At 67.3% G+C, this 11418-nt stretch carries 10 protein-coding genes; 6 read left to right on the forward strand and 4 right to left on the reverse strand.

The window, feature by feature from the left end:
• Positions 1-142: 142 nt before the first annotated feature.
• Positions 143-430, reverse strand: coding sequence for a helix-turn-helix domain-containing protein (locus M8859_RS05420; protein ID WP_249643941.1), 288 nt, complete (start codon positions 428-430; stop codon positions 143-145).
• Positions 431-519: 89 nt separating this feature from the next.
• Here M8859_RS05420 and M8859_RS37530 point away from each other — a divergent pair, with 89 nt between their 5' ends.
• The 3 genes from M8859_RS37530 to M8859_RS05430 all read left to right on the forward strand — a co-directional run bounded on the left by M8859_RS37530 (position 520) and on the right by M8859_RS05430 (position 3289).
• A complete protein-coding gene (locus M8859_RS37530; RefSeq protein WP_195071110.1) occupies positions 520-882 on the forward strand; it encodes a hypothetical protein in 363 nt (120 codons plus the stop codon).
• A 1042-nt stretch (positions 883-1924) separates the two neighbouring features.
• Positions 1925-2683 carry a PP2C family protein-serine/threonine phosphatase gene (locus tag M8859_RS05425; protein WP_249643942.1) on the forward strand — a complete coding sequence of 253 codons (759 nt, stop codon included), beginning with the start codon at positions 1925-1927 and terminating at the stop codon, positions 2681-2683.
• A gap of 123 nt (positions 2684-2806) precedes the next feature.
• The gene (locus tag M8859_RS05430) at positions 2807-3289 is read left to right on the forward strand and encodes an adenosine-specific kinase (protein ID WP_159925800.1); all 483 of its coding nucleotides are present in this window, start codon (positions 2807-2809) and stop codon (positions 3287-3289) included.
• 37 nt (positions 3290-3326) lie between these two features.
• Here M8859_RS05430 and M8859_RS05435 read toward each other — a convergent pair whose 3' ends face one another.
• On the reverse strand, positions 3327-3689 hold the full coding sequence (locus M8859_RS05435; protein WP_159925802.1) for an ArsR/SmtB family transcription factor: 363 nt from the start codon (positions 3687-3689) through the stop codon (positions 3327-3329).
• Positions 3690-3782: 93 nt separating this feature from the next.
• On the opposite strand from M8859_RS05435, the gene M8859_RS05440 reads away from it, so the two are divergent.
• Entirely contained in the window at positions 3783-5747 is a 1965-nt protein-coding gene (locus M8859_RS05440; RefSeq protein ID WP_195071111.1) for a heavy metal translocating P-type ATPase, read from the forward strand.
• An 84-nt stretch (positions 5748-5831) separates the two neighbouring features.
• Here M8859_RS05440 and gnd read toward each other — a convergent pair whose 3' ends face one another.
• Together gnd and M8859_RS05450 are read right to left on the reverse strand one after the other, a co-directional pair.
• Complete coding sequence (gene gnd, locus M8859_RS05445) at positions 5832-7277, reverse strand: NADP-dependent phosphogluconate dehydrogenase (RefSeq protein WP_195071112.1); 1446 nt, start codon at positions 7275-7277, stop codon at positions 5832-5834.
• 151 nt (positions 7278-7428) lie between these two features.
• A complete protein-coding gene (locus M8859_RS05450) occupies positions 7429-7875 on the reverse strand; it encodes a MarR family winged helix-turn-helix transcriptional regulator (protein ID WP_159925808.1) in 447 nt (148 codons plus the stop codon).
• Positions 7876-8053: 178 nt separating this feature from the next.
• Here M8859_RS05450 and M8859_RS05455 point away from each other — a divergent pair, with 178 nt between their 5' ends.
• Both M8859_RS05455 and M8859_RS05460 read left to right on the forward strand, forming a co-directional pair.
• On the forward strand, positions 8054-9283 hold the full coding sequence (locus M8859_RS05455) for a TetR/AcrR family transcriptional regulator (RefSeq protein WP_249643943.1): 1230 nt from the start codon (positions 8054-8056) through the stop codon (positions 9281-9283).
• Between the two features lie 216 nt (positions 9284-9499).
• Entirely contained in the window at positions 9500-11335 is a 1836-nt protein-coding gene (locus tag M8859_RS05460) for an acyl-CoA dehydrogenase (protein ID WP_195071114.1), read from the forward strand.
• The last annotated feature ends 83 nt before the right edge of the window (positions 11336-11418 follow it).

Raw genomic sequence — 11418 nt, forward strand, 5'->3', positions numbered from 1 at the left:
CGGGAAGGGCGACTTGTGTGCTCGAAGCGGTCGGCCGCGCGAGTTCTGTCGCGCTTCGCCGTCGAGCCACGGCACCACCTCGACGCAGTTACCAGCAGGAGGCACTGGAGGAGCGCGGTCCGCGTTGCCGGAGTCGGGGTGATCACCGCTGATCGAGACCGAGCTGCTCGGAGATCATCAGCGCGACTTCGGTTTCGAGCCGGTTGACCGTCAAAGGGTGGCCGAGCACTTCCTCGGCCCTGCGTATCCGGTAGTGGACGGTGTTCTTGTGGACGTGCATGCGCGCGGCGGCGTCGGTGAGACTGCCGCGGACGTCCAGATAGGTTTGCACCGTTTCGCGAAGGCGTGCGGTCGTCGTATCGTCGCGCATGAGGTCGCCCAGTACTCGATGCCCCCAGGCTTCGGTGTCGGGTAGGTGATCGATGAGCAAGCTGGCCAGAGCGACTCGGGAGTGCAGGCGGCGATGCTCACGACCGCGACCGGGAAGGAACCGTTGACGGTGGTGATCGATGAACAGAATTGCTGGGCCTGGATATCTCCAGCGGCAAGCCTTCGCTCGACACCGGGCGGCTCGAACGAGATCTGCACCGGCGGCCGGGGATTCGCATCGCGATCGGCGATCCCGCAACCGGGCTGGCTGGCTTCCGGCAAACCTTCCGCGATGCCCAGCGTGCCCGCAACCTCGCCCTGGTAGCCGATCCTTCCCGTGCGCTGACACTCTGGTCAACGCCTACATCGACCGGGCTATCGAAGGCGTCATCGACATCTACGAAAACGAACGTCGTCGCTGGGACGCGCGTTCGGACAGCACCCGTGCGGCGCAGATCCGCGCGGTGCTCGACACCGAAGACCTCGACCTGGCCTCCGCTGAACAGATGCTGACCGCCTCCCTGGGGGCTGGCACATGGCCGCCATCATCTGGGTGCGCAAGCCTGCGGCCTCATCCGCCGACCTGCGGACGCTAGGTCTATAGGCTTACGGCGCGTTTCCGAGCGACCACCCACCCCGCAAATGTGAAACCTGCTAGCACCAAGGAGACCGCGGTCAGTGCCCACCAAAACGTATGACGGTCCGGATTCGAGGTCAGGGCTGTGATCACAAAGTTGCCAGCCAACCCGGCGAATACGCCAAAGAATGCGAGCCACACCCCGTCCCAGCCGGGTCCGTTTACCGCAGCGTACGCCTTGTTTACATGACTGACGTCGACCACAGGAGCACCCTCTTTGCGGGCAAGCTTGATGGCCTTGATGCCAACTGTTGCCACGAGTTCGTCTGAGGCCGTTATGAGGCGGAGCTCAGCGGCTCGCATGAATCCAGAGATCGAATTATGCACCCCCAGCTCGCTGTTGATGCGGACGATCGCGCCTTGTGACGTTATCGGCGTGTGGCTTTGATCAGGGTCGACCAGAGGGAGGTGAGCGGAATTCGGTCAGACATCGTCGACCGATGCCGCGGCCTCACGATGAATCAGTCGTGGGATTCGATGACCTCTACAGTGCACGCCCGCGAGTCGTACAATTCCCATCCCCTTTCGCTACCCCACCACGATAATCGAGACGCCGGTTGGGGTGGCACACTGTGCAACAGCAACCATTGATCAACGCGGCCGCGTCAGCGATAGATCGGCCATGAAGCTCACAGTTCCGACCCAATCCATGGAAGCCTCAGTGACTTCCGAAGACGTCAGTACAGCGCTGCAAAGGTACAGGAGTGATCGATCATCGCTCAGCTTCCCGGACTCGGTCGAGGATTCGTTCCGGGCGGCCAACAGGGTGACTTCGTGGACCGGGATGCTCCGTAACGCGATCGAGAGCTTTTTCTCAGCGTTCACACGGCAAAATTTGGCCGCGCCCAAAGAATGAAGCGATCTCCTTGGAGTGTGCTGGTCGGCAGCACCCGCAGCCCAACCCGAGGAGACCAGCAAATGCGAACCGGCACCACCGCGAGCATGCCGCGGATCAAGACCTCGTGGCTGCTCGGCGCCATGGGCGCCTCGGCGAGCCGGCGCGCGTCGCGGTCGATCAACGCCGACGCGGTAGCGACCGAAACCAACGCCACGACCGGGGCGACCGCGTTCGTCGTCGCCGACGGCGTCGGGGACCATCTGCTGGCTGCCCGGGCGGCCCGCACGGTCGCCGCGGCGGCGGCGCGGTTCGGTGCACGCAAGGGGGCGCGGGCGGGCATCATCGCGGCCCAGCGGGAACTGCTGCGCGAGGTCCCGGAGCCGTCGGCCGACAGCGTGCTCGTCGTCGCGGTGCTGCCCGCCGCCGGTCGGCCCGATGGGCCCTGTGAGGTGGCTTGGGTGGGTGACTGTCGCGCTTACCGGTGGAACGGCCGGGTACTGCACCAGATCACCACCGATCACACCGTCGCCGAGATGTGCCGAGCTCGCGGACGCGTTCCTACGCCACGCATGGGCCATCTCGTCACTACCTCCGCCCGCACCGCGCGTCCGGACGAAATCGGCTACGCCGCGACCGGGTCGAGCACGGGCAGGCTGCTGCTGAGCACCGACGGAGTGCACAAGCCACTGGGCATCGCCACGATCAAGGCGATACTGGCGGAAGGCGACACGGCGCACGCCATCGCGAACACCCTGGTGGACGCCGCCGTTCTGGCCGGAGGGAAAGACAACGCCACCGCGCTGGCCGTGGACTTGCCCTCCCGCGCCGCCGACTGCTGAATCCGGCATCCAGCGAGACCGGCCCCCACCCCGGCAACTCGTCGGGACCGAGGCGTTCGCGACGCGAGCAATATATATGTTGAAATGCTATGAATCTGCGTCGGAAGGGCGCAGGATGTCGCCGTGGAGTTGACAGCCGTGCGCATCGACAAACCGGATGATCTCAACGTCATCATCGGACAGTCCCACTTCATCAAAACCGTGGAGGACCTGCACGAAACCCTCGTGGGGGTCGGACCTCACCTGCGATTCGGGCTGGCGTTCTGCGAGGCTTCCGGACCGCGCCTGATCCGTCACTCCGGCAACGACGATTCGCTGGTCGAGCTCGCCACGAAGAACGCGGCGGCGATCGCGGCGGGACACTCGTTCATCGTCTTCCTCCGCGAGGGCTACCCGGTCAATGTGCTCAATGCCGTGAAGCAGGTCCCGGAAGTGTGCGGGATCTTCTGTGCCACGGCCAATCCCGTCGAAGTCCTCATCGCCGAGTCCGAGCTGGGGCGAGGAATCCTCGGAGTCGTCGACGGTTCCGCGCCGCTCGGCGTGGAAAGCGCCGACGACCAGGCGGCCCGCAAGCAGCTACTGCGCCGGATCGGCTACAAATTGTGAAATCCACGGCGCGATAGGCGCCCGGCCACCACGTCGGTCAGCCCACGGTCTCGGGGCGGTCGGACAACCCGAGGCGCAGATGTTCGCTGTGATAGATCGCCTCGTCCAGCAGTTGGGCGACGTGATTGTCATAGAGGCTGTAGACGATGCTGCGGCCGGTGCGCGTTCCCGTGACCAGACCCAGGTTGCGCAGAAGCCGAAGCTGGTGTGACACGGCGGACTGCTCCATGCCGATGGCGTCGGCCAGCGCACTCACCGACACGGGCCCTTGGCGCAGCTCGGTGAGGATCATCAACCGGCTCGGGGTGGCGAGCGCTTGCAGCGTGGTCGCCACATGCGCGGCCGATTCCGGGTCCAGGCGCGCGACAGGCCGGTCCCTGCCTTCGACACCGTGTCCCATAGCTGACCAGCATACTCTAGGAACAAATGAAGACGTGTTCATGTTTTCTGATATGGTCGGGCGGTCTGTTCGTCGTTGTCTTGGAGGTGCCCTGTGGCCGCGCCGACTCTCGCGCCGACCCGTCCGACTCCGGCATCCGCTCCCGCGCCCGCGCGCCGGACCCGGCTGTTCGCCTTGCCGGAGGTCCGTTGGGCCGCGGTGGCCGCGCTGCTGTTCCTGGCCGGCCTGGCGGTGCAGCTGACCGATGGCCCGCAATGGGTGTGGTGGGGTCTGTACCTGGCTTGTTACGCCGCGGGCGGATGGGAACCGGCCTGGGCGGGATTGCAGGCACTGCGGGACAAGACGCTCGATGTCGACCTGCTCATGGTCGCCGCGGCGATCGGCGCCGCGGCGATCGGCCAGATCACCGACGGCGCGTTGCTGATCGTCATCTTCGCGACCTCCGGCGCACTGGAAGCGCTGGCCACCGCCAGGACCGAGGACTCGGTGCGCGGACTGCTCGACCTCACGCCGGACACCGCGACCCGGGTCACCCGCGATGGTGACGAGGAGACGGTGAACGCCGCCGAACTCGAAGTCGGGGATGTCGTCGTGGTGCGCCCCGGTGAGCGGATCGCCGCGGACGCGACGGTGGTCTCCGGCGGCAGCGAGGTCGATCAGGCCACCATCACCGGTGAGCCGCTGCCGGTCGACAAGACCGCGGGCGACGAAGTGTTCGCGGGCACTCTCAACGGCACCGGCGCGCTGCGTATCCGCGTCGATCGCCGGGCGCAGGACTCCGTGGTCGCCCGGATCGCCGCCCTCGTCGAGCAAGCCGCCCGAACCAAGGCGCGCACACAGCTTTTCATCGAGAAGGTGGAACAGCGGTACTCGATCGGCATGGTCGTGGTCACCCTCGCGGTGTTCGCGATTCCCCTGCTGCTCGGAGAAACGCTGCAGCGGGCGCTGTCGCGAGCGATGACGTTCATGATCGTCGCCTCCCCCTGCGCGGTGGTGCTGGCCACCATGCCGCCGCTGCTGGCGGCCATCGCCAACGCGGGCCGCCACGGCGTCCTGGTCAAGTCCGCGGTGGTCATGGAGAAGCTCGGCGCCACGACGCACGTCGCCTTCGACAAGACCGGAACCCTGACCCGCGGCACCCCGGTACTCGCCGAGATCCACCGCGTGGACGAACGATTCGACGAGAGCGAGTTGCTGCGGCTCGCGGCCGCGGCCGAGCGTTCGAGCGAGCATCCGCTGGCCGCGGCGATCGTGCGCGCGGCCCGCGTCCGGGATCTGGAACTGCCCGACGTCACCGAGTTCACCGCATATCCCGGTCGCGGCGTGACCGCGCTCGTCGGTGACCGCCGCATCGGCGCCGGCTCCCCCGCCACGGCAGGACCGGCATCGGACGGCATCGCGCGAACCATCGTCGACACCGTGCAGGCGAACGGCTACACCGCTGTCGTCGTGACCTGCGAGCACCAGCCGATCGGTGTACTCGCCCTCACCGACCAGCTGCGGCCGGAAGCGGTGGCGGCCGTCCGCGCTACCACCACCTCGATCGGCACGGCGCCGGTGCTGCTGACCGGCGACAACCGCGCCACGGCCGACCGGCTCGCCGCCACGGTCGGCATCACCGACGTGCGGGCCGGGCTACTGCCCGACGACAAGGTGACCGCGGTGCGGGAACTGCAGGCCGACGGGCGGAAAGTGACCGTGGTCGGTGACGGCATCAACGACGCCCCGGCCCTCGCCGCGGCCGAGGTCGGCATCGCGATGGGCGGGGCCGGGTCCGACCTGGCGATGCAGACCGCGGACGCCGTGGTCGTGCGCGACGATCTGACCACGATCCCGGCGGTGATCGCGTTGTCCCGGCAGGCGCGGCGCGTGGTGATCGCGAACTTGACCATCGCCGCCACGTTCATCGGCGTGCTGGTCGTCTGGGACCTCGCCGGCACCCTGCCCCTTCCGCTCGGCGTCGCCGGACACGAGGGATCCACCGTCATCGTCGGGCTCAACGGGCTGCGCCTGCTCCGCCGGGCGGCATGGGAACGCGCCGCCGGTACCCGTAGCTGACACGGTCCGCGGCCACGGAGTATGCGCCGATGCCGCCGCAGTGCGGGGCTCGCCCGCACCGCGGCGTTGTGACCGGACCGGGGATCAGTCGGCGCGAACCTCGCCGCGATCGCCGCTCCAGAGCGTGTGGTATTTGCCTTCGGCGTCGACGCGTTCATAGGTGTGGGCGCCGAAGTAATCACGCTGCGCCTGGGTGAGCGCGGCCGGGAGGCGCTCGGCGCGCAGGGCGTCGTAGTAGGACAGGGACGACGCGAACGCCGGTACCGGGATTCCGAGCAGGGTCGCGGTGGCCACGACGCGGCGCCAGCTGTCGATGGCGGTCTCGATCGCCTCCCGGAAGTACGGCGCGAGGATCAAGCTCGGCAGCGCCGGATTCTCGTCGTAGGCGTCCTTGATCCGGTTCAAGAAGCGGGCGCGGATGATGCAGCCGCCGCGCCAGATCGTCGCGAGGTCGCCGGGGCGCAGATTCCAGTCGTATTCGGCGCTGCCCGCGGCGATCTGGTCGAAACCCTGCGCGTAAGCGACCACCTTCGAGGCGTAGAGCGCTTGCCGGATGTCCTCGGTGAACTGCTCTACGTCGGTGGGCTTCTCGGCCAACCGGCCCGAAGCGAGCCCCTTGGCGGCCTTGCGCTGGTCGCGGGAACCGGAGAGCGCTCGCGCGAACACCGCTTCGGCGATTCCGGTCACCGGCACGCCGAGGTCGAGCGCGGACTTCACCGTCCAGCGCCCGGTGCCCTTCTGCTCCGCCGCGTCGACGATCACGTCCACCAGCGGTTTGCCCGTCTTCGCGTCCACCTGCTCGAGGACTTCGGCCGTGATCTCGACGAGGTAGCTCTCCAGATCGCCGGAGTTCCACTGGGTGAACACATCGGCGATCTGTTTGGCGTCGAAGCCCAGCGCGTCGCGGAACAAGTGGTAGGCCTCGCCGATCAACTGCATGTCGGCGTACTCGATGCCGTTGTGCACCATCTTGACGAAGTGCCCGGAGCCGTCGGGACCGATATGGGTGCAGCACGGCGTTCCGTCGACCTTCGCCGCGATGGATTCCAGCAGGGGACCGAGCGAGTCGTAGGACTCCTTCGGGCCGCCCGGCATGATCGCGGGGCCGTTGAGCGCACCCTCCTCGCCACCGGAGATGCCGGCGCCGACGAAGTTCAGCCCGCGCTCGCGCATCGCCGCTTCTCGCCGAATGGTATCGGTGTAGAGGGCGTTTCCACCGTCGATGATGATGTCGCCCGGTTCCATCGCGGCCGCCAGTTCCTCGATGACCGCGTCGGTCGCGGCGCCGGCCTTGACCATGATCAGCACCCGGCGTGGCTTCTCCAGCGCGGCGACGAACTCCTCGACCGTCTCGGTGCGCACGAAGTCGCCGTCGTCACCGTGGGCCTCGAGCAGTGCGTCGGTCTTGGCGACGGTGCGGTTGTGCAGCGCAACGGTATAGCCGTTCCTGGCGAAGTTCCGTGCGATGTTGCTACCCATGACCGCCAGACCGGTGACCCCGATCTGTGCACGCGCTGTAGAGGTCGGCATCGATCAACTCTCTTCGTTCGACAGGGCGGCGCGTCCGCGCGAAGCTGTTCGGCGGCTGCATCGTGGAGTCCGTTCCACGACGCTTCAGACCTTACCTACCCCGCCGGCGCGGGCACGGAAGGCATCGCGAGCCGCATCCGGTCCGCCGCGCTCACCCGTAGGCGATGCGTTCGAGCAGCTCCAGTGCCTCGCCGACCTTGTGCAGCTCGCCGGAGGGCAAGCTCTCGGACAAGACCTGCGCCAGAACGTCGTTCGCCGACGCCTGATGTCCGCACACCCAGGCGCGGCCTTCGTCGGTGAGAGTCAGATTCACCCGGCGCCCGTCGTTCGGATCGCGCACACCGACGATCAGGCCCTGATCGCGCAGACCGTCGACCACGTTGCGCATGGTCTGCGGTCGCAGCATCTCCAGTCGTGCCAGGTCCACCGCGGCCAGGGCGCCGTACCGGTGCAGGCGCCCCAGCACCGCCCACTGCGTCGCGGACAGCCGCCGTTCATCGGGATCCCTTCGCGCGCGCCGCAGAATCACGGTGGACGCGATGCGCAGCCGGGCAGCCATGGACGACAGCGCTGCGGCGTCCGCGGTGTCAGCGCTCACGGGCGGCTCCCTCTGCTTATCTGATCGACGACGATCCCGGTCGGTGATGGCTCGGGAAGCCTACTCGACAGTAGCTTCGGAACGTCGCTTATGACGAAATCGTCACACAGGCGAGGGTTCCCACACCGACCCGTCCCCCACACCGCCACAGACACTCCGATGCGCCACACTGACCGCGATGCGCACACAGGCCGACAGCAGACAGCCACGGCGGAGACCGCCGCATCGGCGCCAGATGATCCTGGATGCCGCGGCCGACGCGTTCACGCACGGCGGTTATTACGGCACGACGATGGCCGACATCGCGGCGGCTGTCGACATCTCCGCGACGGCGTTGTACCGGCACTTCCGCAACAAACAACAGCTCTTGGGACAGTGCCTGCTGGTGGGCCTCGACGACACCCTGTACCGGGTGGACGCCGCGTACCGCGCCGACGATTCCGGCGACGCGGTCCTGGCGGCGCTGGTGCGGGTGGCGCTCGAACTGCGCGGCTTGCCGAGGCTGTGGCAACTGGAGTTCCGCAACCTGACCCCCGGCGACAAAACCGCCGTGCTGGTCCGGGCTTCGCGCATCACCCGGTACCTGCGACGCACGATTCGCCTGCGCAGGCCGGAACTGAGCACCGCCGACGTCGAACTACTCAGCTGGTGCGTGCTGTCGATCGCGGTCAGCCCCTCCTACCACCGCGCCGAGTTGCCCGCTCCGGCCGCCGCGCAGGTGCTCGACGCCGCCGTCGCGGCGGTGATCGCCACCGAGCTGCCCGAGCATCCGGCGGGCCACGCGCCGAACCGGCAGCCGCGCACGGAGACCGGCAACCTCGCGCTCGACCGAGCACTGCGGTCGGAGCGGATGCTCGCCGAAGCGGCGCGACTATTCAGCACCCGCGGCTATGCCGCCGTAGGCATCGAAGACATCGGCGCGGCCGTCGGCGTCACGGGTCCTGCCTTGTACCACCACTTCTCGAGCAAGGCCGAGCTGCTGGACCAGATCGTCCGACGGCAGGACGAGTGGCTTCGGCTGCTGCTCGCCCGGGCGATCGCCGAGGGCTGCGGCGCCGAGGAGACAATGCGCTCACTCCTGCGCAGCTTCGCGCAACTGGGCGTCGACGAGCCCGATCTGCTGGCCATCACCGTCAGCGAGACCCGGCATCTGCCGGGTGACGCGGTGCAGCGCTATCGGAGGGTGCGCTTGGACGGCATCGCCCAGTGGGCCCGCATGCTGCAAGCCGTGCGGCCGGACTTGCCCGCTCCGGCGGCGCGGGTGCTCAGCCGTGCCGTCACCACCGTGGTCATCGATGCGGTACGCAATCCACGCTTCCGCAGGCGCGGCGATCTCGTCGACGTTCTCGTGACGATCGGAGAGCGGATCGAAACGGCCGGAATCCATGGGCGAATTCCCGCACAGTGATTTGTGCCACTTATTGGTCATTAACTTAACCATGCCAATTGCGCGCTATCAGCGGATTTTATGCAGCGGTCATTCAATCATTTACTTAGTAGTCATTAACATCGGATTGCTTTCGCATGTTCGGTGCCGCACAGTGTGCCGGGGGCGATCACCCATCCGTGCGCCCACCTGATCCCTTGCCGGTACACCGGCCGTTTTGTCGAAAGGCCCTGGCCCGTGAGCCATTACAAGAGCAACGTGCGTGACCTCGAGTTCAACCTGTTCGAGGTGTACGGACTGGACGACGTCCTCCGCACCGGAGCGTTCGGTGACCTGGACGGCGACACCGTGCGGTCGATGCTGGCGGAGGCCGCGCGCCTGGCCGAAGGACCGGTGGCCGAGCCGTATGCCGACACCGATCGCAATCCACCGGTGTTCGATCCCGCCACCCACTCGGTCAGCCTGCCGGAATCGTTCAAGAAGTCGGTGCGGGCGTGGTACGACGCCGACTGGTGGCGCGTCGGCAAGGCCGAGGCGATCGGCGGTGTACCCGCGCCCTCGATGGTCAGCTGGGCGATCAGCGAATTCGTCCTCGGCGCTCAGCCCGCGGCCTACCTGTACCTGACCGGTCCGTCGATGGCCCATATCATCCACGGCATCGGCACCGACGAGCAGAAGAAGTGGGCGCAGATCGCCGCCGACCAGGGCTGGGGCGCCACCATGGTGCTGACCGAGCCCGACGCAGGCTCCGACGTCGGAGCGGGCCGCACCAAGGCGCTCGAGCAGGAAGACGGCACCTGGCACATCGAGGGCGTCAAGCGGTTCATCACCTCCGCCGACTCCGACGATCTGTTCCCCAACATCATGCACCTGGTACTGGCCCGCCCCGAGGGCGCCGGACCGGGCACCAAGGGCCTGTCGCTGTTCTTCGTGCCGAAGTTCCACTTCGACCCCGAGACCGGTGAGCTGGGCGAGCGCAACGGCGTGTTCGTCACCAACGTCGAGCACAAGATGGGCCTCAAAGCCTCCGCCACCTGCGAGGTCACCTTCGGCGGCCACGGCATCCCCGCCAAGGGCTGGCTGGTCGGCGAGGTGCACGACGGCATCGCGCAGATGTTCGAGGTCATCGAGGAAGCGCGGATGATGGTGGGCACCAAGGCCATCGCGACCTTGTCCACCGGCTATCTCAATGCCCTCGAATACGCCAAGGCCCGCGTGCAGGGCAGTGATCTGACCCAGATGGCGGACAAGGCCGCGCCGAAGGTCCCCATCACCCGGCACGCCGATGTGCGGCGGTCGCTGATGATGCAGAAGGCGTACGCCGAAGGGCTTCGCGCGATCTACCTCTACACCGCAGGCCATCAGAACGATGTTGTCGCTCAGCACATCTCGGGAGCGGACGCCGAATTGGCCGCTCGGGTCAACGATCTGCTGCTGCCGATCGTCAAGGGTGTCGGCTCCGAGCGCGCCTACCAGTACCTGACCGAGTCGCTGCAAACCCTGGGCGGTTCCGGCTTCCTGCAGGACTACCCGATCGAGCAGTACATCCGCGACGCGAAGATCGACTCGCTCTACGAGGGCACCACCGCCATCCAGGCGCAGGACTTCTTCTTCCGCAAGATCGCCCGCGACCGCGGCGTCGCGCTCGCCCATCTCGCGGGCAAGATCCGGGACACGGCGCACTCCACCACCGGCAACGGCAGGCTCAAGGTCGAGAAGGTCCTGCTCGCCACCGCGCTCGAAGACGTCCAGGACATGGCGGGCCGATTCACCCAGCACCTGCTCGCCGCGCAGGAACAGCCCACCGAGTTGTACAAGATCGGACTGAACTCCGTCCGGTTCCTGCTCGCCGTCGGAGACCTCCTCGTCGCCTGGCGACTCATCGTCGCCGCCGAAATCGCCTCGGCCGCACTCGATGCCGACCCCGGCGACCAGGACCGCGCCTTCTACCAGGGCAAGATCGCCGTCGCGTCGTTCTTCGCCAAGAACGTCCTGCCGCACCTCAGTGCGGATTGGTCGGTCATCTCCGACGTGGACATCAGCGTCATGGAACTCGACGAAGCCGCGTTCTGAGCCGGCCCGGATCCCACGACCGGCGGGCTCTCCCCCGGCGGTCACCGCGGAAACCGCGGCCGGTATCACCGGCCGCGGTTTCC

The sequence above is a fragment of the Nocardia sputi genome (genome assembly GCF_023501985.1).

Coding starts and splice junctions, on each gene's coding strand:
- M8859_RS05425 (WP_249643942.1), top strand. CDS start 1,925: ATGCGAACCGGCACCACCGCGAGCATGCCGCGGATCAAGACCTCGTGG.
- M8859_RS05435 (WP_159925802.1), bottom strand. CDS start 3,689: ATGGGACACGGTGTCGAAGGCAGGGACCGGCCTGTCGCGCGCCTGGAC.
- gnd (WP_195071112.1), bottom strand. CDS start 7,277: ATGCCGACCTCTACAGCGCGTGCACAGATCGGGGTCACCGGTCTGGCG.
- M8859_RS05455 (WP_249643943.1), top strand. CDS start 8,054: ATGCGCACACAGGCCGACAGCAGACAGCCACGGCGGAGACCGCCGCAT.